Consider the following 1,476-nt stretch of genomic DNA (forward strand, 5'->3'; position numbering starts at 1 on the left):
CGTACCGGTTCCGATCGTGTCGCCCAAGGACACCTCGTAGCATCCCAACTCGATCAACGCTTGCGAGATGTTGGCTACTTGTGTTGGAGATGTCGCCCCATCGTAAGGACAATCGACGACGCACGACAGATAGCCACGAACGGGAATATGGTATTTATCGGCCTGAACCATTAATGGCTCGAAGCGTTTCAAGCTCTCTGTAATTGAACAGTTGATATTATGCTGGCAAAAGCCTTCTGAAGCCGAAGTGAAAATGGCGACCTGATTGGCGCCAGCATCTAAGGCTTGCTCTAACCCTTGGAGGTTAGGGGTGAGTGCCGAGTAAGTCACCGAGGCTCTTCGCGTGATATTTTGCATGACTTCTTTGGAATCTGCCATTTGCGGAACCCATTTGGGTGAGACAAATGAGCCGGCTTCGATGTGACTCAAACCCGTGTCAGAAAGTAAATCAATCAGCCGGATTTTAGTGCGAGCCGAAACTGGAGATTCATTTTGAAGTCCATCTCTAGGGCCAACTTCAACAATGGTTACGTTAGTAGGCAGTGTCATTCTTCCTCCGCATCAGGTTGATGGACCCAGCTCGGAGGCCGTTTTTCTAAGAAAGCTTGTAAACCGTCTTGCCCTTGCGGCGATACACGGATATCGGCGATCAATTGGCTGGTGTAGCGGATAAGCTGAGAATCAATGGGATTTTGGTGGCATTGTTCGCACAGTGCTTTCGCTTTTCTCATCGCATCTGGGCTATTGAGTAGCAAAGAAGCGACGACTTCGCTTACGCATGATTCAAGCTCGTCATCTTTTTTCACTTCATGCACGATGCCAAATTGTTGCGCTTTAACCGCAGGGATGACTTCACCACTGAGGATGTAACGACGTGCTTGTCGATTGCCCATCGCACGCATCACGTATGGTGCAATGATGGCGGGCACCAATCCCAGTTTGACTTCACTCAAGCAAAACTGAGCGGAGTGGCTGGCGATAGCGATATCGCTGCAGCAAATTAGCCCCAATGCGCCACCAAAAGCTGAGCCTTGTACGACAGCGATGGTGGGTTGAGGGAAGGCATCCAACGTTTCCATTAAGCGAGCGAGGCTTTGTGCATCGACTAGGTTTTCTTTTCGGGTACTATTTGCCATCGATTGCATCCAAGCTAAATCCGCACCAGAGGAAAAGTGTTTGCCATTACTGCGCAGCACTAAGCAACGCACATCGGTTCTTAGTGCAAGATAATCTAAGCGATGGATGATCAAATCAATCATGCAGGCATCAAAGGCATTGTGTTTCTTTGTCCGATTCAGCGTCAGTGTTGCAACACCGAATTCGTCAACCTGCCAAAGCACATCATTGTGTCGTTGAGCGTTTGGAACAATGCTTGGTTGTCTTTCCTGCATAATGATTTCCTTGTGAACGTTTATTTCAATTGCGCGGTTACATTCTAAAGATGCCAAATTCGCTATCAGGTATTGGCGCGTTGAG

At 48.5% G+C, this 1,476-nt stretch carries 2 protein-coding genes; both read right to left on the reverse strand.

The genetic code is table 11. The features are described 5' to 3' along the window. A partial coding sequence (locus tag R7E42_RS24125) for a hydroxymethylglutaryl-CoA lyase (RefSeq protein WP_318073104.1) occupies positions 1 to 549 on the reverse strand: 549 nt, incomplete at its 3' end. After that, the gene (locus R7E42_RS24130) at positions 546 to 1,391 is read right to left on the reverse strand and encodes an enoyl-CoA hydratase-related protein (protein ID WP_025628642.1); all 846 of its coding nucleotides are present in this window, start codon (positions 1,389 to 1,391) and stop codon (positions 546 to 548) included. The genes R7E42_RS24130 and R7E42_RS24125, both read right to left, overlap by 4 nt. Positions 1,392 to 1,476 lie beyond the last annotated feature (85 nt).

This window comes from Vibrio sp. Vb1337 (assembly GCF_033338715.1).
GTDB classification, from domain to species: Bacteria; Pseudomonadota; Gammaproteobacteria; order Enterobacterales; family Vibrionaceae; genus Vibrio; species Vibrio alginolyticus.

Coding starts and splice junctions, on each gene's coding strand:
- R7E42_RS24130 (WP_025628642.1), bottom strand. CDS start 1,391: ATGCAGGAAAGACAACCAAGCATTGTTCCAAACGCTCAACGACACAAT.